This window comes from Clostridioides sp. GD02404, assembly GCF_045898275.1.
In the GTDB taxonomy this organism is placed as follows: Bacteria; Bacillota; Clostridia; order Peptostreptococcales; family Peptostreptococcaceae; genus Clostridioides; species Clostridioides difficile_A.
In genome coordinates this window covers 1-25,259 of sequence record NZ_JBJOCA010000042.1, presented here as the reverse complement: position 1 = coordinate 25,259, position 25,259 = coordinate 1, and the positions used below count along the sequence as shown (strand labels likewise).

The window sequence follows — 25,259 nt, the reverse complement described above, 5'->3', positions numbered from 1 at the left end:
TACCTTTTCTTTAATAGTAGTCTAAATTATGTAGTATTTCAACAAAAACAATTATACTTTTATAATACTTTCAAAACTACATTAGTTGGTATAAGTTCATAAATAACAACCATCAATTTATAAAATATCTCTAAATTTAAATCCATATACTTATTTTTTGAATATATCAATCGCATGACTTGTAACCCCCAATAAATCTTCACGTTCACAAGTAGCAAAATGATATTTCAAATATAATTCAAATGTGTCATTGTCCATTGCATCTACTGCTTCACGCATAAATAATGCACATCCATCTGATGCTACATAATGCAATCGGGTTACAGGAAATATGGACATTAAATTATCAATATCTTCTTTACGTACAAGTTCAAATAAATCCTTTGACTCGGATTTGGTGTCAAATGTCAGAGAATCGATTAATCCTTTTTCAACATATTCAGCAACATTAATATTACTGCGTTTAAACCCTTCATCAAGAAGACATCCATCAGATATGACATATGCAGCGAAAATCACTCCTCCTTGTTTTGTTACACGAATTGCTTCACGAAGAGCTTGTTGTTTATCTTCTATGCTATAAAGATGGTATAGTGGACCTAATAGCAACGTCATATCATATTTATTGTCAGGAAAAATAGATAAGTCCTTGGCATTACCTTGAGTGATGGTTATATCTTCATCAGATTGTGTATTTTGATTGAAAATCTCTATATTATGCTCTACTAACTCCACTGCATCAACTGTATATCCTTGACGTGCCAACGTATGAGAATATCGTCCAGTTCCAGCCCCAACTTCAAGAACATGGTCGTTAGGTTTTATATATTTCCCAATATAACGCATAGTTGTAAAAAACTCAATTAATCCATGCTTTAATCTCAGTCTACTATCTTCATCATAATTATTATAAAAATCAATTAAATATTTGTTTGTTTTCATATTATACTCCTTCTCTATTAATTATTAAACATCAAATAGATAAATTCCAATCTGGTTTTTCTTGTATTATAAAAGCTGACAATATCTTTCTTACCATTTTTTCAGCACTATTTCTATCTAATGTTAATTTTTTCGTTGCCACTAAGACTGCTATACCATGTGTATAAAGGAATAAATCCAAGAATATTACTTTTGCACGTTCTAATTCTATTCCAATGATTTCTGAAAAATCTCTTGCCCTTTTTTCATTGTCAATCTCATTGTAAAAATCCTTTGCCTCTGTCATATTCAAATCCATATCATTTATAAATAATAACTTAAATAAATGTATTTCTTCTTGAGCAAATTCAATATATGAAAGAGGAAGAATTAAATAAGGGCTAACATTTACAGAATTACTGTAATTAGTGACATACTGCTTGTAGTATTCATATGCAAAAGCAAGAAATTCGTTTTTTAATTCATCCATATTTTCATAGCAAGTAAAAATCGGTCTAGTAGAACATTGTAGTTTGTTTGCTATACTCCTTGCATTTACAGTCTCAAATCCTGTTTCCCTTGTAATTTCCAATACAATATTCAAAATCATTTTTTTTGTTATTTTTGCTTTAGGTGGCATTAAATTTCACTTCCTTATTAGATTTTCAAATTACTAACGTTGTATAACTATTGTTACATATCAAATCAACTATGTCAAGGGAGAGTTTTTAATTTTTTACATTCTTACTTTTTCTGTAACTTAAAATGTTCCACTTATTATAGTCTAGACTAATTTCTATGAAACTTCTAATAGCTTGACTTTAAGTTTTATTGCTTTTTCCTATCTTTAAGAAGTTATAAGATTATTATTCATATACACAATAAGTACAGTTTTAACCTTTATTAATATTAATTACACCTATAATATAATCACTAAGAATATTTTTTACTCTTTTAAGCAAACTATTTCCTACTCCCCAATCAATTTGAAGAAGTCCTATCGAACTTCCAGTTGAAGCAATTTTAACAAGAGTTTTTCCAGTTGTATTTTCACAAATCACCACTAACCCTGAATTACTATTACTTCTTGCATAATATTTGTCGAAAGTTGTAATTAGTATAAGTTTACCATTACCTAAGCTATACATATCAGAAAAAACTATATCTGCATCCAAATTCTTTTCTACCATTCTCTGTGCTTCTACTGGTGTAATTTTTACAGTAAACACTTCTCTTGACATATCATTCATCACATCCTTAATAAAGATTAATTTTTATCTTAATAAAAACGTACTTTTTTAGTATTTTCTAACACTTTTATCAAACAGTATTCCTATTCCTCCTAATAAAGCCAATATAGAACCAAAATTTCTATACTGTGAAATAGATTGTTCTAAATATATATTGTATTGGTTAGTATCCATTGTTCCACCATTTTGTCGCATAATACATTCTATATTAAATTGCCCTAAACCTATACAGCAAAATAACATTATTATTCCAATTACAAAAGCAAATATACATATTGTAAGTTTAATATCCTTATTTTCCATAAATACACCTCTTATAATTTAGATTTCTTTGTTCTTTTTTACTTAGTGATATATTATCTACATTATACTATACAACATATATACCCATCTATTTCCAAAATTGTAACATTTTCATATATTAGTAATGTGACTATGCCAATTTAATCTTTAGTTTTAAGTTCTACATTCTTCTCCATCTCGAATTAGTTTTTTGCTTTTTCTATGTCATCTTTAAATGAAGTGTCAAATCCATTAACCTCATTCACTTTTACTGTGTAATTTATATATTCTCCTGTTGTAAGCATTATTTTAATAGCTGAAATTCTCACATTCCTCCATAACTATTTTGTAAATCATCATTCTTTAAATCAAGAAATACTGTTGATGCTACACATAATTCAGCTACATAGCTATTGTAGTCAATTTCACTTGTATATTGCCCTGTAGCTTTCCCATTATTGCCTAAAACTTTTAACCCTTTTAGGACACTTTCTTCTTAAGGTTTCGTATTCCTCAGAAGATAAAAATCTTAATTTCCATTCAACTGATTTTCCTTCTTCATCTAAGAATCTATCATCCGCTACATATTTTACATTGTCAATTTTTATCGTATTTTAGGCTAAAAAATCACTTGAATTACTCATATTATTTTAATCTCTTCTTATTGTATATTTTATATTGTACCTGATATTAAATTGAACTTTTTAACTAATTTCCAATACTCACATGTAAAGCCCATATCTTCATCCAAATACTCACCATTCCGTTATCCAATATTCATATTTAGCTATATAACCATCTCGTTTTTGTTTGTTTTGAGAATAAAAAAAGAGCCCTTTTTAGGACTCATACCTTTCATATATAGATGTTATTTAATCATAAAGCTATTTTCTTCTTCTATTCCTTTGCTTAAATTCTTAAGCTCTTTTCCATTTTTTCATGACAAATACATCATAAGAAGCAAAACTATTATTGTTATGAGTATGGAAAATGAAGCTTTTTCTAAAACTTATATGGTAAACTATCTATTTCAATAAACAAAGTCAATTCTGGATAAAACCATATCAACATATCATTTTTAGCATTTAAATCTACTACAGTTCTACTGTTTTATATATTTATTTTTTCTATTATTAAATTATGGTTTCTTATTTTTTCTTCTTTACTCTTCTTACCTTTTGATTTCTCATAATAAAATAAATATTCTTTTAAATACTCTTCATCCATATTAATTTCTTCCAAAGTATAAAATTCAACTTCAAAGGTCAATATCCTTCAAAAACTATTCGACAATTACAAAATACTCAAATTTTCGCTTTTAAGAATTATTTTTTAGAGAGTTTATTCCATCCAATAATACTTTAGAATCCATTTTTAAATATCTAGAATACATCCAAACAACTGGACTACGAATCCTACCTTTAGAACAAGCAATTATTATCTTTTTACTATTGTTATCACTAATAGATAGGAGTTTATTTTTTATATTTTTGCGATTTTTTATTAAACCATATAAAACAATAATTCCTGCAATAGGTTTATTCCTGTGCAGAAAGTCATATTCTTTTTCATCAATAACAGAGATATTATGTTGTAATTTAGTTATACTACCATATTCTGTTGGTGTACGTACATCAACAGTTACTTCATCAACGATTTCACTATGTTTTATTAGATACTGTGGACATAATTTTTTCATGTATACATCTAAGGTTTGCATAAGTATCTCTCCTTAATTTTCTGAATAATATATTAATTTATTATACTATAAAACAAGTGTACTCTTACAGTTATTTATTAATATAAATTTATAATTATTCTAAAAATATTTTAAATATATAATAAGATTTATACAGAGATTTTACTTGAGTTTAATTGAATCTTTAAAGCATTATTTTCATAAGGTTTTATATCTTCTAAATTTAAATACACAATTTCTCTTTTATTCATTTACTGCCTCCAATTTATTAAATAAAAAAAGAACACTTACTAGTGTTCTTTAATATACTTTTATTGGTATTCTAAATTCCTTTGTCTCCATATTATCAGCTGATAATACTACCTCTATATAAACGTCTTTTTTAAGCATAACACAGTTTCTAAAATTAAATTGCTCTATTCTAAAATTTATTCCTTTATGGATTGTAGTATTATCTTTTGGATGCCATCTAAGCTCACTATTTATTTGTTCAAAGTTATTATTTTCTTCAATCTCTACTTCCATATTAATAAATTTCAAACTTAATATAGGGCTTTTTGCAACAATTGTACTTTTGTTTTCTATTACAAAATCAACTAAGTTATTACTACGAATCTTAGTATAGATACCAGGTTTATCATCTATCTTATTAGAATCAAGTCTAATATATCCATTACCATTTTCATAATAATCACCAGCTATATTATTCTCATTATTTCTTCTATATTTTAGTATCAATTTGGCTTGTTTATTAGATTCCATAAAAGCTATAATTGATATAATCAAGGCTGCTATTGATGCAAATGATGCAATTACAGAAATTATATTTATATAGTTACCAAGAAATTCATTAAACTGATTAAACATATCTTTTTCTCCTTAAAAACATTACTTTATCTTATTATAGTTGTATAATATTTTTTACATTTATTTTTAATTTATTACACAAACTTCTTACATAAAAAAAGACCATCTATAAAGATGATTCTCTAGACTAAGTATCTATGTTTTTGTTTATACTCTGTAACAGCATCATTTCATGCTTCTTGCTCTCTTATTCCTTTTTCTCTAGCAATTCTTTGTGCTATCTTTCTAACTAATTCAGCACTTTTTAATATTCCTATACTAACCACTTCCTTATCTCTATTTTACATTATATCATATAATAAGGAATAAAGCTAATTATTAGCCAACAGGTACTAATATTAGTTTAGATAATTTCTATTAATTCCTTAATCTTTTTATATACTTCTTTAAATTTAATAACTTCATTGTCCTCTTAATTTATTGTATAAAAAAAGAGCATCTATAAAGATAGTCTAAATCCTATGTATTTTTATTTCTCATCTTTACACCAATTCCTGTCAGTCTTACCCTTTATATAAGTTCTCACTATTTCACCACAATCTAAGCATAAGTCAAAATATGTTTTAGATACCTTAAAGGAAAATTTTGTATTGTATTCCAAACATCTTTTCCTAGAGTATTAAATTCCTCTTCTAAATATGAAAGTGGTTTCTGAAAGGTTGGGTTATACATATATAAAAATAACTATGAATAGATATTCTCTTGTTTTAGAGGAAATGACAAAGAAGTCTCTAACAATTTAAGCAAAACATTATTCAGATAAACAAAAAACTGACTGTCAGTTAAATGTCAGTTAGACCTAAAAAAAGGAATTTGTCAGTTAAGTGTCAGTCAGTTTTTTATAATATCTTTGTTTAAATAGGGCTAGATTTGAACGTTTTAACCCTTGAAACTATTTATTAATATACAAAATCTACTCATATACCGAATATCTTTTCCAAATTTGTTCTAAATCATCAAAGTGTTGTTTAATATCTTCTTTCTCTTTCATTCCAACAGATATAGCAAGAGCATTTGAAATACTAAGTGCTGGAACTAAAGAATCTACAAATGAAGCCATATTACTTTTAACTAAAAGAGTATTATCTGCAAGTGATGCTACTGGTGCAAACAAACTATCTGTTAATGATATTACATGTGCTCCCTTTTCCTTAGCATAATCGACAATTTGATAAGATTTTTTTGAATAACGAGGGAAACTAATTGCAACTATAACATCTTCTTCATTTATTCTTACAATTTGCTCAAAAGCATCTCCCATATCCATTCTAATTATATGAACATTGTCAAGTATTATATCTAAGTAAAAACCTAAATATTGAGCTACTACAAAAGAACTTCTCATACCAAGTATATATATCTTTCTGGCTCTTAAAAGTTTATTAGAAGCTTCTTTAAATGCTCTTTCATCAATTTCTTCTAATGTGGACCTTATATTATCTATATCACTCTTTAAAACTTTGTTTAATATTGCAAAATCATCGGAATAATCATGTGCCATTTCAACTCTTTGTACTGTAGTTAGCTTATTTTTTATGAGTTCTTGAAGTGCTGCTTGTAATTTAGGATATCCACTATAACCTAAGGCATTTGCAAATCTTACAACAGTAGACTCACTTACACCTACAGTTTCACCTAATTTACATGCAGTCATAAATGCAACTTTATCATAATTATTTAAAATATATTGTGCTATAAGTTTTTGACCTTTACTCAATCTCGTATACTGAGATTGTATATTTGATATCAAATGTTTACTGTCCTTCATTTCATTTGTTTCTTCCATTTTTTTCTCCTTTTAGTTATACAAACTATTTTGTTTTTGTTAATATTGTCTTTTTCTGTAAAAATTCTATTATTTTGTTTTTATCTCAACTTCATATTAATTTTTATTATAACTTCTTAAACTCATAAAATTCTAACTTTTCTGTACCTTATACATCACATAGTATTTTCGATTAAATTTATTATACCATCTTTCCTTGCATTTTTTAATATTTATCCAATATTTCTTTTAAATTTTTCAATTTTTACTCATTTAAAAGTTTCCTATCTTATTTTGCATATTTAAGTATATATTTTATTTTAAAAGCAAACTATCGTATGCTTATTATTTAAAGTATTTTTAAGAGGTCACAATATATATATTAACTCTTAATAGAATCTTGTCAAGTTTTTTTTAGTATTTATTGTGATTTTTTCTTTTCAATTAAAATCAATTGTGGTGGGTTATTGACTTGATTTAAAAATTTAGATTCTAAAACATTAAATTCATCCTGACTTAAATTATTGATAAGATTATATATACAATCTCTTTCCTCTTGACCTCCATCATGCCCTGTATATATAGCGATACTTATTACTCCATTTTCTTTTAACATTTTTAAACTCAACTTTATAGCTTTTAAAGTTGTATCTGGTTTGGTTATAATTGAATGTTTTGCTCTTGGAAGATATCCTAAATTAAATAAAACACATGAAACTTCTTCTTTTATATATTTATTCATATTTTCATGACCATCTAATATTAATTTTACTCTATCTATATATCCTTCTTTTTCTATTTTTTTACTTGTAGACTTTATTGCTTCTTCTTGTACATCAAAGGCATATACAAACCCTTTTTCTCCAACCTTTTCAGCTAGATACATTGTATCATATCCATTTCCCATAGTAGCATCAATTACTATATCACCTTTACTTATAACCTTTTCTAAATAAAATTTATTTATATCTGTAATCTTAGTTAAATATTTTGCATATGCCATAATACTATCTCTCCCTACTGTTAACTTTATTTCATTGTTATCTTATTTTATTGACTTTAAATATTTTATTTCATCTTCTGTTAAGTATCTATATTCTCCGACTTTTATATCTTTTAATTCTATCTTACCTACAGAAATTCTTCTTAAATTTAAAACTGGATGATTTATAGCCTTACACATTTTTCTCACTTGTCTATTTCTTCCCTCATGTATAGTTATTTCACATACAGAATAATTCTTTTCTTTATTTTCTTTAGTTACTCTTATTTTAGCAGGTGCTGTTGTGTAATCTTCTATGTTTAATCCTCTTTCAAACTTTCTTATTTCGTCATTACTTATAATTCCCTTCACACTTGCTACATATGTTTTGTTAACCTCATGTTTTGGGTGAGTAAGTTTATATGTTAAGTCTCCATCATTAGTAAGTATCAATAATCCACTAGTTTCATAATCTAGTCTACCTATTGGATACACTCTTTCTTTCACATCTTTAAGTATATCTATTACACTTGGTCTATTAAACTGGTCTTTCACTGTAGTTATATATCCTTCTGGCTTATTTAACACTATATATACATGCTTTTCACTTGGCTTTACTTTTTTATTATCAAATTCCACTATATCCTTATCTTCCTCAATATTAAATGATAACTCTTTTACTACATTTCCATTTACCTTTATTCTTCCTTCAAGAATAATTTCTTCTGCTTTTCTTCTAGATGCAATCCCACAAGAAGCTATATACTTATTAATTCTCATACATAATCCTTTCTTATCTTAAATTATATGTTATTTGATATTTTTATCAATGTTAATTTTGTTACATTATTATACTATACTAGACCTTGATTAAAAACAAGCTAAAAAATTATTTAATTTTCCTAAATAATTGTAATTTCTTTTCACATACTATTAATATGTAATAGCTGACTAAACACTATTTTAAGGAAGTGATTATTATTTCAAAAGAAAATGTAAAATACTATTTAATAGTCGTGTTTATTGGAATTTTATTTTTTAAATTTGTTAATACTCCATCAGATTTTATATCTAGTATTGAAGGATTCTTAAAGTTTTTTGGCCCATTTTTTCTAGCTATTTTGCTTGCTTTACTTTTAAATCCATTAGTAATGCTTTTTGAAATAAGATTTAAAGCACATAGGCTTTTAGCTATTTTTATAGCTTATATATTTATAGGTCTTATTTTAGCTTTTGGAATTAGATTGTTAATTCCATCAATCGCCAATACATTAAACAGGTTAATAAGTGAAATGCCTATGTACACTGATTATATAAACAATTTTATAGAAAAAAATATGTCAAACATAGATTTTTTAAAGACTTTAATTCCTCACATACAACATAGCTTAGATAATGTGTTAAAAGAGGCAAATGATTTCATTAGTAGAATTCCTAAAAACTTATTAGCCTATACACTTAGTATATCTTCTATGTTATTTAATATGACAATGGGATTTATACTGTCTATATATATTATATATGACAAAGAAAAAATTGCATTGGGGTTTAAAAAATTACTATACTCTTCTACTGATAGAAACAAAGCAGATGATATTATAGAATTCTTTAGAACTACTCATGACATTTTCTATGATTATTTGATTGGTAGAATATTAGACTCTCTTATTATTGGTATAATTGCATTCTTAGGATTTCAATTTGTTATCCGAATAGAAAATGCTTTATTTTTAGCTTCAATAATATTCTTAGGTAATATAATACCGTATTTTGGTCCTTTTATTGGTGCAATACCTCCAATAGCCATGACAATCTTATATAGCCCACAAAAAACTATCTGGGTTGTTATATTCATATTTATATTACAACAACTAGATGGAAACTTTATAGAACCAAAAGTTATGGGTAATCAAGTTGGTATAGGAGCTATATGGGTAATTTCTGCAATTTTAATAGGTCAATCTCTATTTGGTTTTATAGGTGTTTTCCTTTCAGTGCCAATAGCAGCTGTTGTAAAAACTTATGTTGATAAATATATAGATAATCGGCTACAATAACTTATATTTATTGTATATACTTTTAAATTTTTAATTTCAAATTTAGTTGCTTTTTATTGAACTATTTTATAAAAAATTAGCCCTTAGCAAAAACAATTTGCTAAGAGCTAATTTTTTATAATGCATATTTTATTTATTAAAAATATATGCACATTTTATATTTATTGATTATTTGAACTTTGAGAATTTTCACCACTCTCTGCTCCACCACTAGTATCTGGAGAAGGTGGTGTTGGTGCTGGATTATTATTTGGTTTTTCTTGATTCTGAGAAGAGCTACTATTATTATCAGATTTATCATCATCTGATTTTTTACTGTTATTTTTAGAACTAGATTTATTAGTTTTACTGTTTCTACTATAAGAAGTTTTTCTTGCGTCTGATTCTACTCTGTACCTATCTTCTCCTGCTGTATCTTTTGCCTTTTTCTTTCTTTGCTCTTCTGCTTCATTTTGTTCTTTTTCTAATTTAGTTAATTCTTCTTTCTTTTTAGTTGCTTCTTCTTTAATAACAGATGAACCATTTTTTATTTTCTCTATAAGCTTAAGTTCCTTAATTGCATCCTCATAATTTTTCGCTTCTTCAAACTCAGTCATATTTGACATTCTCATAGCTTGCATATACATAGCCCTTGCATTCTCATTAGTATTGTCTTCTTCTAATGCAGAGGACAATGATTCCATAGCTTTTTTATAGTCATGTTTTTCTAAGTATGTTTTTCCTTGCTCAGTTAAATTTATTTCATCTTTATTATTAAATGAACATCCTACAAGAAATATAGATAATATCGATATTAATAAAATTACTCTTCCTCTCATTAAACCCCTCCTTGTTATATACTTTAAATTTTATCATAATTAGGAAGTTTTTAAAATATTTTATATTTATTACAAGAAATTTGTTAGTAAAAGAAAAAAATAAGTAGATATGCTATGGATAACTACAACAAACTAAAAATTAATTTAGAGCCATATATACCTTAGCAAATCTACTTATAATAAACTTAATATTTAATTTTCATTCTATACTTCTAAAGCTAATAAATCTTCATAACTTTGTCTCTTACATATTACCTTATCATTTCCATCAAATACTGATACTACTGCTGCTCTTGGTATTTTATTATAATTTGAAGACATTGAATACCCATATGCACCTGTTGATGTCGTTATAAGTATGTCTCCACTTTTAATATCCATTATATCTATATCCCCAATCAATATATCTCCACTTTCACAACATTTTCCAGCTATTGTTACATGATTCATAGTCTCATGGTTAATTTTATTTACAATACTACACTCATAACTAGCTTGATACAGAGAAGGTCTTACATTATCTGTCATACCTCCATCTACACTTACATAAACTCTAACATCTTTTATATCTTTTATTGAACCTACTGTATACAATGTGCTTCCTGCATTTGCAACTATTGATCTTCCTGGTTCTATTACCAATATAGGTACTTCTATCCCAAGCTCTTTGCATGAACTTTCCGCTTTAGCAATTATAGTCTCACAGAATTCTTTTATAGTCTTAGGCTTATCTTCTTTACTGTAATAAACCCCTACACCTCCACCTAAGTCAATTTCTGTTAGCTGTATATTGAATTTTTCTTTTATCTCTTTTACTAAGTTCATCATTATGTCCACTGTATCTATGTATGGCTCTACATCAAATATTTGTGAGCCTATATGAGCATGAAGACCCACAAGTCTTATATTCTTGTATTCACTCAATTTCTCTATTGCTCTAAATAAATCTCCATTCACTAAGGCAAATCCAAATTTAGAATCTATCTGTCCAGTTTTTATATAATCGTGTGTATGAGCCTCTATTCCAGGTGTTATTCTAAAATATATTTCTTGAACTTTACCTTTTTCTTCACATAACTTTTCAATCAAATCCAATTCATAAAAATTATCTACTACGAACTTACCTACACCTAAATCTAACCCCATATTTATTTCTTCTTTAGTCTTATTATTTCCATGGAAGAAAACTTTTTCCATAGGGAAATTTGATTTGTATGCTGTATATAATTCGCCTCCTGAAACTACATCTAGGCACATTTGTTCTTCATTTATAAGATTACACATATAAATAGGTAAAAAAGCTTTACCCGCATAAGCAACCTTGTTTTTTCCATCTTTGGCTTTAAAATATTCTACATATTCTCTACAGTTTTGTCTTACCAAAGCTTCATCAAATACATAAAGTGGAGTTTGATATTTTTCACTAAGCTCTAAACAACTCACTCCTCCAATATATAATTCATTATCATTTACAGTCATAGTTCCATGAAGTTTCATAATATCCTCCCCAAATTTTATATATTAAATACTTCTGCTATTTTTTCTATAGCTATTTGCTTATCATCAGAATTTATAGCACATGTTATACGAATTTCTGATGTAGTTATAAGTTTTATCATTATACCATTTTCATTGAATATCTTAAATACCTTAGCAGCAACTCCAGAAGTATTTTTCATGCCAAGACCTACCAAAGAGAATTTGGTGATATTATTATCAACCACTACATGTTCTTCATCTGTGTACTTAGATACTATCTTCTTACATTCTCCTAATTCTTCTTTTGGAACTGTAAATGATACACTTATTTTATCTAAGATAGGTGCAGTCTGACTTATCATATCTACACTTATCCCTATAGTTGCTATATCTTCAAATAAACTAGATATATTTTCTGCTTTAAAATCTTTGATTGTTATAGAGCTATCATCATCACTAGTAGCTAATCCTGTTATTACTTTATCCTCTAATTTCATATCTTTTCCCCCTCTTATATATGTTCCTTTTACTGTACCACATGTACGTCCAACATAAATTTCAACACCATATTTTTGTGCAAGTTCTATACTTCTTGAATGCATTACTTGTGCTCCTAAACTTGCTAACTCAAGCATTTCTTCATATTCAATCTCATCAAGTTTACTAGCCTTTGAATATTTTCTTGGGTCTGTAAAATAGATTCCATCAACATCTGTATATATCTCACATTTCCCATTTAATTTAACTGCAAGAGCCACAGCAGATGTGTCTGAACCACCTCTCCCAAGAGTAGTTACATCACCATCTTCATTGATTCCTTGAAATCCAGTTACTATTACGACATTTCCTTCATCTAAACTATTTTTAATTCTATTTACATTTATATCATCAATTTGAGACTTCCCATGAAGACCACTTGTTTTTATATTTAGCTGATAAGCATTATAACTTACAGCCTTACATCCAAGTGCATTTAATGCTATTGATAATAAAGAAGCTGAAATCATTTCTCCAGTAGACATCAAAGCATCCAATTCTCTTTTACTAGGTTCATTACTCAATTCTTTAGCCAACTTTATATATTCATCAGTGGATTTACCCATGGCAGACACAACTATTACCATTTGTGGATTTTCTTTTCTTCGTTCTATTATATTTTCTGCAATTGATTTTATTTTATCAGTATCTGCCACCGAACTTCCACCATATTTTTGAACAATTATACTCATGCTTTTTCCCCCTCAAGTTAAATTTTGATAAATAAAAACGCCCAAAGGTATACTTTGGACGTGTAAATCTCATAGACCAAGTAACCTTGTAGCTCATCACTTTAAAAGTGACAGCCTTATACATATTCTGCATAAGTCCAGAAAATCCATCCGTCAACAAATTTTCTTCGGCTATAGACCCTTTCATCAATCATCAACACTTACCAGCTCCTATTGAATACTATTGAATATAGCTACCTCTACCCTAGGCTCATTATTTTTAATTAATTTATTAATATAGTTTTATCACATTCTATATAATATTGCAACAATTATTTTACAAAATGTGGCAAATCTATAATTCTCTTTTTTAAAATTAGGTTATATACAATTAAATAGTTTATTTAATCCTAAATCTATAAAATTTATACTATACTCACTATCATATCTCTCTAAATCATTTAATTCAGATAGATTATCTGGTGTAACTACCAAAACGTTTGGCACTTTAAAAAATGGAATTGTAGATTTATCTATCTTTCTAGAAAGATTTTCATATTTAGAAATATCTATTTCATTATTTAAATCAACATCTACTAGAACCTGTTTTATATTACCAAATTGGTCTGTATATTCAATAAATAAATCATATTTCATATCATCCACACTAACATTTCGGTAGAATCTTTTTACATCACAACCTGCAGTATTGATTCTAACAACTAATTCTGACCCTACTAGAGCCTTTATTAAATCATCTCCCTTAAAAAGTTTACTACCATTCAAATAGTATACATATGAGAGGTCTTTGTAATTATAATAATCCACATCACAAGGATATTTTTTAAGTGTATACTCACTACACATTTTTCTCAAGGTTTTTTTAAAGTTTTTTTTATTATATCTCTTTTGGTCTCCATAAATTTTTCTAAATTGAGCTTCTGTAACACATCTAACCCTGCTAATTAAAAGCAATATCTCTTTTTCCATATTAGTCATAGTACATTCTCCTTGAAGTATTATTTGCAAAGTTGTACTAATATTATATTAATTTTATGACATTAAATTTACAAAGAATTAAAATAAAATAGCTAGTTTTTATAAAAATAAATTTTATAAAAACTAGCTATTAATATATTAAATACTATTTTCGATTTTTTTAAGTTAAACTATACATTATCTTGATTCTCAGAACCTTGAGAGTTTGTATTTTCGTCAGTTCCTGTTCCCTCTTTTGCTTTTTTATCTTCAAAGTTTGCAATATTTAGGTTATCAAATTCTGACATTTCAATTACACCAGATAATTCTTTTGAATATGATATTTTGACTTTATCTCCAACTTGAGTCAATGGCAATTCACTAGATACTTTTGAAGTAGCTTTGAATATTATCTCTTTATTTGAATCTAAAGTCACATAATAATTAGTATTTCCACCTCGTACATCTGGACTTATTCTTGTCACTGTACCTTCTATGACTTCATCTTTTAAATCATTATCAAGTTTTAAATCATTACCCTTAGATTCTAATGAATCTTTATAGTTTCTCAATGCTTCGTTTTTGTCTTCACCTAAACCAAGCACATTATAATCTTCAACAGATACAAATGCAACTCTCTTTACAAGACCAGCCTTATCTTTTAATGATGATACATATGTTGGTTGACCTAATATATTATACATTACAGGGAATGTTGCTTCATAATTCTTTTCTTGAACATTACCTTCAGCTGATTTCATTGCAGCTGTCTCAGTGGCTCCTGGTTGCTTATATAATTTAGCTTCTTTTGTTCTAGAATCAACTAACATAAATCCAATTGTAGATTCATCTCCTCCTGAAGATGTTATACCTGTATACCAATAAGACCTATTATCATTTCCATAAACTAATGATGTTCCTTCTGTTGGCACTAGTACTCCTTTTTCTGATATAACAGAATTTAAAAATCCATTAACATAAACTCCCCAGTCTTTAATCTGGTCTGTTATAAATTCTTGTGGCTGGATTCTATCCACCCATTTAGGTGTATTTTTAACATTGTAAACATTTATTTTTCCAGTTTCTGCATCAACAGTAGCTATTCCTGTAGCATTTGCTCCTCCATAACCAATTTTATGCTCATATAAACTTACAACCCAATAAGGTTTCCCTTCATCATTTATTTCAAGGGTAAAATCTGTCATACCAACATTTACCACACCATGTATGTATAAATGTCTCTGTAAATCTTGATGCAAGTAAGCTTCTGGTTGATATACTATCTTTATTGGTTTTCCATCTATTTCTTGAACTAATTGAACATCTTGAGGGTTACTTGCAGATACTTTTACATAACCACTTGTACCACTTAAAGATGTCACCCACTTAATTATGTCTCTATGAACAAGAGGTGCTACCCAGTACAATTCTCCATCCACATTTTGTATATGGAATTTTCCTAATTTTGACACACTACCTATAGCTGGAACTTCTCCAAGCTTTTTATCTCCCAATTTCATGGCCATATCTTCATCTACAAGACGAATGTCATTTACACTGACAGGACTAATGTCATCAGTAAATTTACTTTCAGTTACTTTTCCTAATAATTCTTTATATGCCTTTGCATGAAACACAGGTGTAGAAGCTATAAAAGGCACAACTACAATATACACAAGTAAAGCTATTGCTATTGAAAAATTATATTTAGCAAGTTTAGATGTTCTTTCATTTCTATCTAACATCATATCTAGTATTCCTGCCACAACAAAGAAAATTATTCCTACTGAAAATAAAGATGTGAAATCTAATCTAAGTACAGGTAATTTAATAAATGCATAAATTGCTACAATTATTATTGCAACTCCATATGTTTTAAGATATCGTTTCATTTAATACTCCTCTCTACAAAATGTTATTATTACTATTATATCCATATATTTACAAAAAATAAATATTTATCATATTTATTTATGTGTTAAGATATCTTTATACATTTATATAAATATTTTATTCAATTATATCTTATCTATATACCCCAAAAATACTGTAAAAATACAAATAATCACTAAAATTTAAAAACTGAAGAAAGTGTTCTAACTAAGATTTACGAATTCTTAATCCTCTCGAAGTTAAACTACTATCTTCAGCCTAATTATCTAGCAATAGTTTTTATATGATAAACTCTAAAATAAATTTTTAGATGTTTGCGATTTTTGATACATAAGAATGTTGTCTAGAATTATATTCTGATAATAAACCTTCATATTCTAAGGTTAAACCAGGTAAATTATAAAAATCATTTGGTGTTACTTCAAATGATTGTTTATTTAAAATGTCTATTTCACTTTTTTCTAACATATCAGCAACAAAGTTTGAACATACATATTTATATTCAGATTGTCTATGAATATTCATTGGCAAATATATTAATGCCATTATATCATAATAGTAATCTTCTCTATAATCACTAATTAATTTTATATTTTTAAATAGATTTTCATATTGTAAATTATCTACTTCTAATGAATATACTCTACACACAGTATTTTTTCTTATAGCATATAATCCTTGATTTATATTTTCTTCAACAAATCCCCCAATAAATGGATTTCTTGGATTTAATCTCCCAAAAGAATACATTGGCTTTAAATTTTCATTTAGTGATATTGACACATGTGTATACAGTTTTTTACTTATATTCCTTATTAAGTAAGATAATAAAGTTCCTGTATATGTTGTTACAATATAGACTTTATTCATCATTTCCCCCCAATCTAGTAACTAAATAATATTACGTATTTACAACTTAATATCATAAAACATTCTAACACAATAAATGTTATTTTACAAATTTTGATTTTAAAGTACTCCAATATTGTGTGAAATATAATAAAAATATAAATATAAGTTTTCTATATTTTTAACCAACAGCTGTTTTCTTTAAATTAATCAAATGATTTAGTATATCTTGAGCCTTTCCAGAATCCTTCAAATATCCTAATGCCCCATTTATTTGTGATTTCAAATCTATTTCTACTTCCATATCCAAGTCAATATTTCCTTTTTTTATAGATATATTTTTAAGAGTTACTGGATAAAGATAACTTTTCTCTAAAGTAATCTTATTTCCATTAACTTCAAATGGAACTTTTTTATTATAGTTACTTAGTATTTTCTCTAACATCTTATCACTTATCTTGAATTTACCAAGTTTTACATTTTCAAGGCTTACAATTAGATTCTCTCCTTTTAAAGTAGGTATCAATTCAAGTTCATATTGGCTATTTATTAATCCAAATACCTTATATGGCCCTGCTACTTTTATTTTTCCATCTTTCATTTCAACAAAATTATTTTCAAGCTCTTTAATCCCATGCTTATGCATTAATGTATATATTAAATTTCTAAACTCATCCTCTGAAACAGACACTTTCCCAACCATTCTAAGTGGATTTTTTACTACTTCCATGGAATTTATATATGAACCTTTTGATAAGTATTCTTCATCTATAATTTCATTATTTTGTGAACTTACATCATATCTTTCTTTTGGTTTCAAAGTGTATACAATAATCCCTGTAAACACTATAACAATAACAATTAAACTCAATAAAATTTTTGCAACCTTTCCCATAATCGTCTCCTTTACAAATCTGTCAACAGATTTAAAATAAATTTAGATAACTAACTTCACATAATATTCTTAACAATATACATATTATAATACAGTCTTTTAAGGATTAATTCAACAAATCTCATTTTTTGTAAATAAACTGTAAAAAACATGTTTTTAGTATAAAAGTTAATATTTTGCATAATACTCTTAATTACACCTTTATTTTTTTCTAATCTTGGATTAAAATTAATATTATGCAATACAGTGTAGTGTTCTGTATTATAAGCAAATTAAATAGGAGGTATAAAATATGTCAAATGAAACGAACTCATCTAACTTTATAAAAAATATTATTATAAATGACCTAGAAACAGGAAAACACGACAGTATAATAACTCGTTTTCCACCAGAGCCAAACGGATATTTACATATTGGTCATGCAAAAAGTATATGTCTTAATTTTGGACTAGCTAAGGAGTTTAACGGAAAAGCTAATTTAAGATTTGATGATACAAATCCATTAAAAGAAGATGTTGAATATGTAGAGTCTATAAAAGAAGATGTTAAGTGGTTGGGATTTGATTGGAACGAGTTAAATTTTGCATCTAACTACTTTGATGAAATGTACAAGAGAGCCTTAATATTAATAAAAAAAGGTAAGGCTTATGTATGTGACTTGACACAAGAAGAAATGAGAGAATATCGTGGTACTTTAACTGAACCTGGAAAAGAAAGTCCTTATAGAAATAGGTCTATTGAAGAAAACCTTGATTTATTTGAAAGAATGAAAAATGGTGAATTTAAAGATGGTGAAAAAACATTAAGAGCTAAAATAGATATGTGTTCTCCAAATATAAACCTTAGAGACCCAATTATATATAGAATATCTCATTCAACACATCACAACACAGGAGATAAATGGTGCATATATCCTATGTATGCTTTTGCTCATCCAATTGAAGATGCAATTGAAGGGATAACTCACTCTATATGTACTCTAGAATTTGAAGACCAAAGACCGCTTTATGATTGGTTTGTCAAAGAGTGTGAAATGGAAAATGTACCTAGACAAATAGAATTTGCTAGGCTTAATATAAACAATACTGTTATGAGTAAAAGAAAATTAAAACAACTTGTAGATGAAGGTGTTGTTGATGGTTGGGATGACCCTCGTGTTCCTACAATATCTGGTATCAGGCGTAAGGGATATACTGCAGAAGCATTACGCAATTTCTGTAGTGAAATAGGGGTATCAAAAGTTAACTCTACAGTAGATAGCCAAATGCTTGATTATTTCCTAAGAGAAAATCTACAACCAAAAGCACCTCTTGCTATGGGAATTTTAAGACCTTTAAAACTAGTTATAACTAATTACCCAGAAGATAAAATTGAAATGCTTGAAATAGAAAATAATGCTAAAGATGAATCTCAAGGAAAGAGATTAGTTCCTTTTTCTAGAGAGCTATATATAGAGCAGGATGATTTTATGGAAGAACCTGTTAAGAAATATTTCAGATTTTTCCCAGGAAATGAAGTTCGTTTAAAAGGTGCTTATTTCGTAAAATGCACTGATGTAATTAAGGATGAAAATGGAAATGTTATTGAAATACATGGAACTTATGACCCTGAAACTAAGAGTGGTTCTGGATTTACAGGTCGTAAGGTAAAATCTACAATACATTGGGTGGATGCTAAATCTGCTATACCATGTGAATTTAGATTATTTGAGCCATTAATTCTTGATGATGTTCCTGAAAATGAAGGCAAACATTTCCTAGAACAAATAAACCCTAATTCATTAGAAATATTACAAGGTTTTGTTGAACCTACACAAGTAAAAAATGCTAAACCTTTTGATAAATTCCAATTTGTTAGAAATGGATTCTTTAGTATAGATAACAAGTATACAACTGATGAAAAACTTGTATTTAATAGAATAGTTCCTCTAAAAAGTTCTTTTAAACCAGCTAAATAATCCTACAATAAAAAAATGAAGACTTAAAATATAAATTACTTCTACTATATATAACTTTAGTTAGAAGTAATTTTTTATTTGAGTCTTCACAATTTACTCTAGATTATTAACTTTTTTCACTACTAATTCCCATCACCTCTATACCATCTTTTATACATTCTATGCTAAGAGGAAAATCTGGACCCTTTTCTCCATCAATATCCGTTATAAGGGAATCTTCACATTCTATATATACTTTTTTGGTTTTAAAGTACAGTATTTCATTTCCATTATACTGATCTAAGTAATCACCTCTAAGCACACTTATCAAAACTGGTATTGATTTTGGAATTGGCATTCCTTTAAAAATAATTACATCCAAATAACCATCATCTATTTCAGCTTTGTATGCTAGATTTATATTTCCTGCTGTTTTGCCATTAAAAATCAACATAAGATACATATCTCCATCATAATACATTTCTTTAGAAGATACTTTTATCTTAAACTTCCTCATATACAATGCTTCTTCTATTCCCTTTATATAATAAGAAATTCTTCCAAATGAATTTTTTAAGTCTGTGTTTATCCTTTGTGATACATCTGTAAACATACCAGCACTTGCCACATTTATAAAGTACTTATTATTAACTTTCCCTATGTCTATTTTTCTCGGCTTTAAATTTATGATTTTCTTTATAGCTTCTTTTATATCGAATGAAATTTGAAGAGCATTTGAAAAATCATTTGCAGTTCCTGTAGGTAAAATTCCAACTGGGATTCTTATGTCTAATTCTTTCATTGCATTTACCACTAAATCTATGGTACCATCACCGCCTGCTATCAGTATATGGTCATAAGAACTATCCACTTCCTTAAATGCATTCTTTACAGGTTCTTTAATATTCAATCTATAGGGTATCAATAAATAATTTCTCTCCTGATATAATTCTATAATTGTGTCCAAATTTGATAATATCTTTTTTTCACCTGAATTAGGATTGTATATAAGTTTTACTTTTTTCATTATTTCTCCCTACTTATTTTATTCTTTTAATATCCAAAATCTTCGTTTAAGAAAATTACATGTATTCTTTCTGGTGCTAATTGTCTCTTTATAAGTGTATAATTACAACATATTCTTCCTGGGCTTGAACAATCTATACATATGCCAGTAGTCTTACATCCAGTATTTGTATTTAATCTTTTGCAATTAGCTGGAGCAGCTATCGTTTTTGTTCTTTTTATAGCTTCATCTACATCCTTAACTATTTTATTTACTCCTGCTATAACTATTACTTTGTCAGGTCCATATATCATAGCAGCTACTCTATTTCCATTTCCATCTACATTGTAAAGCTCTCCATTCTCTGTTATTGCATTAGTACTTGTAAAATAAGCATCTGCAGAAAAAGATTTTCTATATATTTCCTTCATTTCTTCTGGTTTAATGTCTTTTGCATATCTATCAAGAAAATCATACTTTTCTCTTATAAAATCAATTACTCCTGTTTCAAATAAGGTCATAGATCCTCCACATCCTACTAGAGAACCTGCTTTAACTATTTCTTCAATTTTTTTTAGAAGCTCTTCTTTATTATTTACTAAATGCCCTCTCATATTATTATTTTCTAGAGATTTTATCGTTTTTTCTATTCTCTTTTCATTAAGCCAATTTAGATTTTGATCCATTTTAACTTCCCCCTTGTTCGTAATAGTATCAATTAGTTATAAATTTTATTTTCTTTATAAGTTTATTTTAGTACATCTAAAAAAAAATACAATATAAACTTGAATAAGTTTTACATAAATTTATTCAAATTTATAATCAAAAAAGGAAAGCAGATACATTTCTTCCACTTTCCCTATATTGTATGTAGTATTATATATTTATTAAAATCTATATATTAATTATATGTTTCATATCATCAAATATCACAATTAGTTTAAAAGTAATATTATATTCTTTTTTAAACATATAAATTGTATTATTAAATTTACAATCTTCAACTCCAACAATATTTTATTAATTTGATGAAGAAGATGCTATAGCTGCACTTGTTGCTGCCATTACACATGCAATTTGTATAGCAACAACAATATTTAAAAATATATTATTAGTTATAGAGTCTATGTTGTTCTCAGTTTGTATAGAATCTGCATAAATAGAAGCTACAATAGCAGAACTAATCATCACTCTATTACTTTTTCCTAAAGACCAATTTCCAAAACCTTTTTCTTCTTTAAGTTTATTTGATACATTTTTTATCTTTTCTGTTATTTCATCTTCTCTATAATCTAATAATGAAATTGCTCCTATTATTGGATATCCATAATAATTCATTTTACAATCATTTTCTTTAAATGCTTTTTTAAGTTCAATAGTTTTTTTACATTTAACCATACTTCTATCATCACTAAATAAAAGAATTTGAGATAATGCTTGTAAATCATTTCCTTTATAAAAACCATTTTTATTTAGAAACTCGTAACATTGTTCTATATACTCTAAATCTTCTTCTAAATTTTTTGAATGAATTGCAATAAGTGCTATATTACAATAGTCATCACTAGACGTTAAAAATGGATGTTTTTTTCTCATATATTCATATATTATTTTCATCTTTGATATACATGTAACATAATCCATTTTTTCTCTATTCTCGTAGACTATTGATGCTGTAAGTGGTAAATATGTATCGCCCCAAAACTTTTCATTTTTAAGTTCCTTATATATTTCCAAAATCATCTTAAAACTACTTTCTGGATTTGATTCAAACGAAAGTAGTGTTGCCATATAAAATATATTATATCCTCTAAAATTAGAGAATAATCCAGTATTCTTTTTAATAAGCTCTATTCTCTCTTCTACTAATCTAGGGCTTATTCTTTTATTCTTAAGGGTAAATGCAAGTGCACAACTATGTTGGATTAACCCCATTTGCCAAGAACCTTTAACCTCATTTAATGCCTTATAATTTTCTACTAATAAGTTTGCTTTTCCATTTATAAAAGATTCTTCCATATTGTCCTCCCAGTAATATATTTCATTGTATTAATAGTTTTATATTCATTATATATTTATTAAGCGATACAATCAACACATATTACTTTAAGAAGCATCATTCTTCAACAATAATGTAGCCTTTTTTGTAATGTCTTCCCATATTATTAACTCTATCATAGTACTCTGATTCACTTTCATTACTCCATTTGGGCACAAATACATCTATTGCATTAGAATTACTAAAATACTTACTAGACCCCCTATCCATAACAGTTTTTAATTTCCCATCTACAATAATCTTAGTTCCAAAACTCAAGTGATTATTTGCCACAAAACCATCTTCTAAATCATCTCCTGTAGCTGTTATAGCTCCATATCCATTTTCTTGGTTAAGACTTGTATAATAACTTACTTCAAAAGTTATGGGTACTAACTTTTTTATTTTAATTCCTAACTGATTCTGTAGCTTCTCTTTTTGTACTTTTAACTTATACTCATCACTATTTTTATAGTCTTTCATACCTTGATTATATTTGGAATTAAAGCTTTTACCAGACTTTACTATAGTATCAATATTTACTATAGATTCTTTACAATGATCTGCATCTATTTTCGTTTCTCCATTTACCAATAATGGACTTAAACATACACTACATACAACACATGTAATCAATGCTTCTTTAAGCTTCATAAATTCCCCCCTTATTATTTTGATATATTAGCATATTTAATATTATATGTCTACATTTAGATTTAAATACCACACCCATTTGCTTTAAGAAGTTGTCTTATATTTAATTCACCTTAACTCCTTATAAATCCTCTATCTTAGGATTATATAGAATAGAGCTTTTATGCCTAAATATATTTTATTAATCTTTTAATACCTAAAATCAGTTTTATTTAATGATTCTATTTTTTAGAATTTAAGAATTAAAATTCTATAATTTTAAAACATATTGATTTTATTTTTTTGAGATGATATAATTTTTTTAAGAGGTGAATAATATGATAAAAAATACAAAACAAATTACAGTAGAAGTTAATGAAATTCTAGTACAAGAAATATCTAAGATAACTAATGATGAAAATAAGATTTTGACAGATTTGATAAATGAATCAATTGTAAACTATATTCTTGAAAATAAGAAAGATAACATTGAAAATAAAGATTTAGAAGAAGTGATTAACTTTTATAAAAAAGAAAATACTGAAAAACAAAAAAGTACAGCAAGAGCTATTGCTGAAGCAAAAACTCACACTTTATATTAAGTAAATAAAAAAGTTCCTAAAACTAGGAACTTTTTATTTTAACAATTTCTAATATGTATCTAAATATTTATCTCAAATTTATAAATATAAATATATTTAATATAACCCAATATATACTTTAAGCTCTACAAGTAATTAAAATAAAAATAAAATTATACCTTTTATATATCTAAAACAATTAATTTACACAATTAATGAACAAAACTTCTGACTTATAAATTAATACTTAGTATCAGGTTATGCTAATATTAACTATAAGTCTAGTATAAAATTAAGTTCTAATAGATTTGATTTTACACCAAACTTATCAAATTAACATTGTAATAACAAAATAAAAATACTTCTAAAAAATTATACTTTTCACATAACACTTTACATTATATTCATTTAACTGATTATTATAAAAACTATTTATTTTATGACAATTAAATTCATATCAAAAGCAGACAAAACATATAAATTCTGTCATGACATTATCAACCCATTTATTTTTATATATTCAAATATATAAAATATGTAATTTACTTAAAATTATGTAATCTTATTTTTAATAAAAATATATACCCAAAATTATTATAATTGACTACATTAAATTATTCATCTTTTTTAATATTTTTAACCCATTCTTCAACAGAATTTAATTCATCCTCATTTACCCCCTTTTTGAACAATGATTTCATAAAGCTCTCAATAGAACTACCATGCATATTATCTAGAAAAGTTTTTGTTTCAAAATGCAAATACTCTTCTTCCCCAATAAGAACTGTATAGTGTGTATGTCTATCAATTTTTCTTGCACTTAAGAATTTCTTATTTACTAATCTTGATAAAAGTGTTAATGTTGTAGTTTGTTTCCAATCATATAGTTTTTCCATAGCTTCAATGACATCTTTTGATGTTACTGTAAAATCTGAACTCCAAATAAATTTCATGACTTTTAATTCTGCTGGTGGTATCTTAGTAATAGTCATATGATTTTACACTCCTCTCAAACTTATATATAATTAAATACTATATTAATAGACTTTTAGAGTCAAAGGTTTTATTTAAAATACTCAATCCAATTTTATTAATATAAAAAATTTATATTTTCAGTATAAA

Annotated in this window: 28 protein-coding genes and 1 riboswitch; of the genes, 3 read left to right on the top strand and 25 right to left on the bottom strand. The window is 26.8% G+C overall.

What is annotated here, in order from left to right; translation table 11 throughout:
* Window positions 1–150: 150 nt before the first annotated feature.
* The 13 genes from Q3287_RS18230 to Q3287_RS18170 form a co-directional block, all read right to left on the bottom strand.
* Window positions 151–942 (bottom strand): class I SAM-dependent methyltransferase, encoded by a 792-nt coding sequence (locus tag Q3287_RS18230; protein ID WP_407964597.1) that lies wholly within the window; start codon window positions 940–942, stop codon window positions 151–153.
* 31 nt (window positions 943–973) lie between these two features.
* Complete coding sequence (locus tag Q3287_RS18225; protein ID WP_054270498.1) at window positions 974–1,561, bottom strand: TetR/AcrR family transcriptional regulator; 588 nt, start codon at window positions 1,559–1,561, stop codon at window positions 974–976.
* A gap of 253 nt (window positions 1,562–1,814) precedes the next feature.
* Window positions 1,815–2,162, bottom strand: a complete 348-nt coding sequence (locus Q3287_RS18220; RefSeq protein WP_407964596.1) for a DUF6054 family protein — start codon at window positions 2,160–2,162, stop codon at window positions 1,815–1,817.
* Between the two features lie 57 nt (window positions 2,163–2,219).
* Window positions 2,220–2,474 (bottom strand): hypothetical protein, encoded by a 255-nt coding sequence (locus Q3287_RS18215; RefSeq protein WP_407964595.1) that lies wholly within the window; start codon window positions 2,472–2,474, stop codon window positions 2,220–2,222.
* A gap of 182 nt (window positions 2,475–2,656) precedes the next feature.
* Entirely contained in the window at window positions 2,657–2,782 is a 126-nt protein-coding gene (locus tag Q3287_RS18210) for a phage tail assembly chaperone (protein ID WP_407964594.1), read from the bottom strand.
* Window positions 2,779–2,877 carry a phage tail assembly chaperone gene (locus Q3287_RS18205; protein WP_265340536.1) on the bottom strand — a complete coding sequence of 33 codons (99 nt, stop codon included), beginning with the start codon at window positions 2,875–2,877 and terminating at the stop codon, window positions 2,779–2,781. The genes Q3287_RS18210 and Q3287_RS18205 overlap by 4 nt, the downstream gene beginning before the upstream one ends.
* Before the next feature lie 31 nt (window positions 2,878–2,908).
* On the bottom strand, window positions 2,909–3,055 hold the full coding sequence (locus Q3287_RS18200) for a phage tail assembly chaperone (RefSeq protein WP_265340537.1): 147 nt from the start codon (window positions 3,053–3,055) through the stop codon (window positions 2,909–2,911).
* Window positions 3,056–3,563: 508 nt separating this feature from the next.
* Window positions 3,564–3,695 carry a hypothetical protein gene (locus tag Q3287_RS18195; RefSeq protein WP_407964593.1) on the bottom strand — a complete coding sequence of 44 codons (132 nt, stop codon included), beginning with the start codon at window positions 3,693–3,695 and terminating at the stop codon, window positions 3,564–3,566.
* A gap of 76 nt (window positions 3,696–3,771) precedes the next feature.
* Entirely contained in the window at window positions 3,772–4,173 is a 402-nt protein-coding gene (locus Q3287_RS18190; protein ID WP_407964592.1) for a hypothetical protein, read from the bottom strand.
* Window positions 4,174–4,452: 279 nt separating this feature from the next.
* Complete coding sequence (locus Q3287_RS18185; protein ID WP_054270502.1) at window positions 4,453–5,019, bottom strand: hypothetical protein; 567 nt, start codon at window positions 5,017–5,019, stop codon at window positions 4,453–4,455.
* Window positions 5,020–5,932: 913 nt separating this feature from the next.
* A complete protein-coding gene (locus Q3287_RS18180) occupies window positions 5,933–6,805 on the bottom strand; it encodes a MurR/RpiR family transcriptional regulator (protein WP_021384902.1) in 873 nt (290 codons plus the stop codon).
* 400 nt (window positions 6,806–7,205) lie between these two features.
* Window positions 7,206–7,787, bottom strand: coding sequence for a class I SAM-dependent methyltransferase (locus Q3287_RS18175; RefSeq protein WP_407964591.1), 582 nt, complete (start codon window positions 7,785–7,787; stop codon window positions 7,206–7,208).
* Between the two features lie 42 nt (window positions 7,788–7,829).
* Window positions 7,830–8,546 carry a pseudouridine synthase gene (locus tag Q3287_RS18170; protein WP_074178226.1) on the bottom strand — a complete coding sequence of 239 codons (717 nt, stop codon included), beginning with the start codon at window positions 8,544–8,546 and terminating at the stop codon, window positions 7,830–7,832.
* Window positions 8,547–8,737: 191 nt separating this feature from the next.
* On the opposite strand from Q3287_RS18170, the gene Q3287_RS18165 reads away from it, so the two are divergent.
* On the top strand, window positions 8,738–9,823 hold the full coding sequence (locus tag Q3287_RS18165; RefSeq protein ID WP_407964590.1) for an AI-2E family transporter: 1,086 nt from the start codon (window positions 8,738–8,740) through the stop codon (window positions 9,821–9,823).
* 161 nt (window positions 9,824–9,984) lie between these two features.
* On the opposite strand, the gene Q3287_RS18160 is transcribed toward Q3287_RS18165, so the two are convergent.
* The 7 genes from Q3287_RS18160 to Q3287_RS18130 all read right to left on the bottom strand — a co-directional run bounded on the left by Q3287_RS18160 (window position 9,985) and on the right by Q3287_RS18130 (window position 17,943).
* Entirely contained in the window at window positions 9,985–10,641 is a 657-nt protein-coding gene (locus Q3287_RS18160) for a tetratricopeptide repeat protein (RefSeq protein WP_054270506.1), read from the bottom strand.
* Window positions 10,642–10,845: 204 nt separating this feature from the next.
* Window positions 10,846–12,138, bottom strand: a complete 1,293-nt coding sequence (lysA, locus tag Q3287_RS18155) for a diaminopimelate decarboxylase (protein WP_054270507.1) — start codon at window positions 12,136–12,138, stop codon at window positions 10,846–10,848.
* Between the two features lie 17 nt (window positions 12,139–12,155).
* Window positions 12,156–13,349, bottom strand: coding sequence for an aspartate kinase (locus Q3287_RS18150; protein ID WP_054270508.1), 1,194 nt, complete (start codon window positions 13,347–13,349; stop codon window positions 12,156–12,158).
* Window positions 13,350–13,430: 81 nt separating this feature from the next.
* A riboswitch (Lysine riboswitch) is annotated at window positions 13,431–13,599 on the bottom strand.
* Between the two features lie 110 nt (window positions 13,600–13,709).
* Window positions 13,710–14,327 (bottom strand): hypothetical protein, encoded by a 618-nt coding sequence (locus Q3287_RS18145; protein WP_054270510.1) that lies wholly within the window; start codon window positions 14,325–14,327, stop codon window positions 13,710–13,712.
* Between the two features lie 170 nt (window positions 14,328–14,497).
* Window positions 14,498–16,198, bottom strand: coding sequence for a hypothetical protein (locus Q3287_RS18140; RefSeq protein WP_054276864.1), 1,701 nt, complete (start codon window positions 16,196–16,198; stop codon window positions 14,498–14,500).
* A gap of 307 nt (window positions 16,199–16,505) precedes the next feature.
* Window positions 16,506–17,069 (bottom strand): hypothetical protein, encoded by a 564-nt coding sequence (locus Q3287_RS18135; protein ID WP_054270512.1) that lies wholly within the window; start codon window positions 17,067–17,069, stop codon window positions 16,506–16,508.
* Between the two features lie 160 nt (window positions 17,070–17,229).
* Window positions 17,230–17,943 carry a DUF2140 domain-containing protein gene (locus Q3287_RS18130; protein ID WP_407964589.1) on the bottom strand — a complete coding sequence of 238 codons (714 nt, stop codon included), beginning with the start codon at window positions 17,941–17,943 and terminating at the stop codon, window positions 17,230–17,232.
* A 292-nt stretch (window positions 17,944–18,235) separates the two neighbouring features.
* Between Q3287_RS18130 and Q3287_RS18125 the strand changes: the two genes are divergently transcribed.
* A complete protein-coding gene (locus tag Q3287_RS18125; RefSeq protein ID WP_054270514.1) occupies window positions 18,236–19,900 on the top strand; it encodes a glutamine--tRNA ligase/YqeY domain fusion protein in 1,665 nt (554 codons plus the stop codon).
* Between the two features lie 106 nt (window positions 19,901–20,006).
* Here Q3287_RS18125 and Q3287_RS18120 read toward each other — a convergent pair whose 3' ends face one another.
* From Q3287_RS18120 to Q3287_RS18105, 4 genes are all read right to left on the bottom strand, one after another.
* Window positions 20,007–20,906 carry a YegS/Rv2252/BmrU family lipid kinase gene (locus Q3287_RS18120; protein WP_054270515.1) on the bottom strand — a complete coding sequence of 300 codons (900 nt, stop codon included), beginning with the start codon at window positions 20,904–20,906 and terminating at the stop codon, window positions 20,007–20,009.
* A gap of 26 nt (window positions 20,907–20,932) precedes the next feature.
* Entirely contained in the window at window positions 20,933–21,571 is a 639-nt protein-coding gene (locus Q3287_RS18115) for a lactate utilization protein (protein WP_054270516.1), read from the bottom strand.
* A gap of 334 nt (window positions 21,572–21,905) precedes the next feature.
* Complete coding sequence (locus Q3287_RS18110) at window positions 21,906–22,904, bottom strand: DUF4003 domain-containing protein (RefSeq protein WP_407964588.1); 999 nt, start codon at window positions 22,902–22,904, stop codon at window positions 21,906–21,908.
* Between the two features lie 97 nt (window positions 22,905–23,001).
* Entirely contained in the window at window positions 23,002–23,577 is a 576-nt protein-coding gene (locus Q3287_RS18105; protein ID WP_054270518.1) for a hypothetical protein, read from the bottom strand.
* A 317-nt stretch (window positions 23,578–23,894) separates the two neighbouring features.
* Between Q3287_RS18105 and Q3287_RS18100 the strand changes: the two genes are divergently transcribed.
* A complete protein-coding gene (locus tag Q3287_RS18100; protein WP_054270519.1) occupies window positions 23,895–24,158 on the top strand; it encodes a hypothetical protein in 264 nt (87 codons plus the stop codon).
* A gap of 593 nt (window positions 24,159–24,751) precedes the next feature.
* Here the strand turns inward: Q3287_RS18100 and Q3287_RS18095 are convergent.
* Window positions 24,752–25,129: a BlaI/MecI/CopY family transcriptional regulator gene (locus Q3287_RS18095; RefSeq protein WP_054270520.1), complete on the bottom strand. Its 378-nt coding sequence runs from the start codon at window positions 25,127–25,129 to the stop codon at window positions 24,752–24,754.
* Window positions 25,130–25,259 lie beyond the last annotated feature (130 nt).

Coding starts and splice junctions, on each gene's coding strand:
- Q3287_RS18230 (WP_407964597.1), bottom strand. CDS start 942: ATGAAAACAAACAAATATTTAATTGATTTTTATAATAATTATGATGAA.
- Q3287_RS18225 (WP_054270498.1), bottom strand. CDS start 1,561: ATGCCACCTAAAGCAAAAATAACAAAAAAAATGATTTTGAATATTGTA.
- Q3287_RS18220 (WP_407964596.1), bottom strand. CDS start 2,162: ATGTCAAGAGAAGTGTTTACTGTAAAAATTACACCAGTAGAAGCACAG.
- Q3287_RS18215 (WP_407964595.1), bottom strand. CDS start 2,474: ATGGAAAATAAGGATATTAAACTTACAATATGTATATTTGCTTTTGTA.
- Q3287_RS18190 (WP_407964592.1), bottom strand. CDS start 4,173: ATGCAAACCTTAGATGTATACATGAAAAAATTATGTCCACAGTATCTA.
- Q3287_RS18185 (WP_054270502.1), bottom strand. CDS start 5,019: ATGTTTAATCAGTTTAATGAATTTCTTGGTAACTATATAAATATAATT.
- Q3287_RS18180 (WP_021384902.1), bottom strand. CDS start 6,805: ATGGAAGAAACAAATGAAATGAAGGACAGTAAACATTTGATATCAAAT.
- Q3287_RS18175 (WP_407964591.1), bottom strand. CDS start 7,787: ATGGCATATGCAAAATATTTAACTAAGATTACAGATATAAATAAATTT.
- Q3287_RS18170 (WP_074178226.1), bottom strand. CDS start 8,546: ATGAGAATTAATAAGTATATAGCTTCTTGTGGGATTGCATCTAGAAGA.
- Q3287_RS18160 (WP_054270506.1), bottom strand. CDS start 10,641: ATGAGAGGAAGAGTAATTTTATTAATATCGATATTATCTATATTTCTT.
- lysA (WP_054270507.1), bottom strand. CDS start 12,138: ATGAAACTTCATGGAACTATGACTGTAAATGATAATGAATTATATATT.
- Q3287_RS18150 (WP_054270508.1), bottom strand. CDS start 13,349: ATGAGTATAATTGTTCAAAAATATGGTGGAAGTTCGGTGGCAGATACT.
- Q3287_RS18145 (WP_054270510.1), bottom strand. CDS start 14,327: ATGACTAATATGGAAAAAGAGATATTGCTTTTAATTAGCAGGGTTAGA.
- Q3287_RS18140 (WP_054276864.1), bottom strand. CDS start 16,198: ATGAAACGATATCTTAAAACATATGGAGTTGCAATAATAATTGTAGCA.
- Q3287_RS18135 (WP_054270512.1), bottom strand. CDS start 17,069: ATGAATAAAGTCTATATTGTAACAACATATACAGGAACTTTATTATCT.
- Q3287_RS18130 (WP_407964589.1), bottom strand. CDS start 17,943: ATGGGAAAGGTTGCAAAAATTTTATTGAGTTTAATTGTTATTGTTATA.
- Q3287_RS18125 (WP_054270514.1), top strand. CDS start 18,236: ATGTCAAATGAAACGAACTCATCTAACTTTATAAAAAATATTATTATA.
- Q3287_RS18120 (WP_054270515.1), bottom strand. CDS start 20,906: ATGAAAAAAGTAAAACTTATATACAATCCTAATTCAGGTGAAAAAAAG.
- Q3287_RS18115 (WP_054270516.1), bottom strand. CDS start 21,571: ATGGATCAAAATCTAAATTGGCTTAATGAAAAGAGAATAGAAAAAACG.
- Q3287_RS18110 (WP_407964588.1), bottom strand. CDS start 22,904: ATGGAAGAATCTTTTATAAATGGAAAAGCAAACTTATTAGTAGAAAAT.
- Q3287_RS18105 (WP_054270518.1), bottom strand. CDS start 23,577: ATGAAGCTTAAAGAAGCATTGATTACATGTGTTGTATGTAGTGTATGT.
- Q3287_RS18100 (WP_054270519.1), top strand. CDS start 23,895: ATGATAAAAAATACAAAACAAATTACAGTAGAAGTTAATGAAATTCTA.
- Q3287_RS18095 (WP_054270520.1), bottom strand. CDS start 25,129: ATGACTATTACTAAGATACCACCAGCAGAATTAAAAGTCATGAAATTT.